Annotated in this window: 1 protein-coding gene; it reads right to left on the reverse strand. The window is 64.9% G+C overall.

The genetic code is table 11. The features are described 5' to 3' along the window. Positions 1–256 precede the first annotated feature (256 nt). Entirely contained in the window at positions 257–652 is a 396-nt protein-coding gene (locus AC2W7C_RS18175; protein WP_486002602.1) for a hypothetical protein, read from the reverse strand. Positions 653–1,193: the final 541 nt, after the last annotated feature.

Raw genomic sequence — 1,193 nt, forward strand, 5'->3', positions numbered from 1 at the left:
ATCTCCCAGTCGGACGCCGATCGCGACGCCCGGCGCGCGTCCATCTCCACCGCCGCCAGCAGATCGGCGGCCACGGCCGTCGCGCCCGTCGCGCATCCGGTCAAGGACGCCAGACCGGCGCCGCCGACCCACCCCAGAACCGTGCGTCGATCCATCGAGCGTCTTCCAAGCTTCACCGTGCGTAACCGGTTACACGGGACGCCGCAAGCCGGCGCGGGGAGGGTCGAGTCGCATGCCCAACGACTGTTCTCGACCCTTAGCGGACCTTCAGCCTACGGCCCGGTATGCCGAGATATTCGTCGGTCGACCGGCGGCCCAACTGGTCTTCGACAGTGACGGTGAAATGCCCCCCGTATCTGCTATCGACCGCGAAGCGAGCAGTTAGAGCGGCAAAGGCTGACGGAGTCGTGCCGTGGCTCGCGCAAAGTCGATCAAGGGCATCTCGATAGAGCTTGATGACCTTGCTTAGGGTTGGAGACGTTGGGCTGCCTGAACTGGTTCCAGTCAGGAAGTTCACCTCGATATATCCGGCGGGCGAGCTCGCTGCCTCGGCAAAGATGTCGATCTCATAGTAGCCGACGAGGAGGCATATCCCGCTCCCGAGCGAGTCAGCGATGTTGTGCCCGATGGATTTGAGTTCGCCAAACTTCATCTAGGCACTCTACCGGACCAACGACCGCTTTCCACCCATGGCGGGCCTCCAGCGCGTCCGTTTCCGGCGCTTCCTTCACCCCTTGACGCCCCCGACTTCGCCCCCATCTCCAACGCACTGTTTCAACAACGAAAGGAGGTGGTCGAATGTCTCATTGTCTCACGCCGCGCGCGGCCCGGATGAACGCGACCTCCGCCCTCTTGGGGGCTCGCGCCTGACGAAGCCGCCAAGGCTGAACAATGGAAAGGGCCGCTCCGGAAGGGGCGGTCCTTTTTGCTGGCCGGGTTCGCGTTGGATATTTGGCGACTTCCGAAGGACCGTCATGGCCGGGCTTGTCCCGGCCATCCATTAACGCGGAAGATCGAAACGCGAATCTCTGGCGGGTTCGGAGTCCCTGGATGGCCGGGACAAGCCCGGCCATGACGGAGCTGAGAGATCGCCCGGAACGTGTTCATCACGTCCGCTTGCGCCGCGCCAGCGTCGGGCCGCCATCGGCCCCGGGCCCGGTCCTGCGGCAGACCCGCCGCCGCGCGCGCCAGGC

This window comes from Brevundimonas sp. CURTG3B2_SDJG, assembly GCF_057364705.1.